Annotated in this window: 1 protein-coding gene; it reads left to right on the forward strand. The window is 71.4% G+C overall.

The window, feature by feature from the left end:
- Positions 1 to 231 (forward strand): ATP-binding cassette domain-containing protein (locus IF01_RS0141045; RefSeq protein ID WP_030398708.1); only part of this gene is annotated, 231 nt, incomplete at both ends.

Here is a 231-nt window from a genome sequence, read left to right on the forward strand (position 1 = left end):
CGCCGTCCGTACCGGCCGGGCGGCCGCCCGCGCCACCGGCCTGAACAAGGTCTACGGGGAGGGCGAGACCCGCGTGGTCGCCCTCGACAACGTCAGCGTCACCTTCCCCCAGGGCGAGTTCACCGCGATCATGGGCCCCTCCGGCTCCGGCAAGTCCACCCTCATGCACTGCATGGCCGGCCTCGACACCGTCAGCTCCGGCTCCTCCACCATCGGCGACACCGAACTCGT

Source organism: Kitasatospora purpeofusca (assembly GCF_000718025.1).
GTDB lineage: Bacteria > Actinomycetota > Actinomycetes > Streptomycetales > Streptomycetaceae > Kitasatospora > Kitasatospora purpeofusca.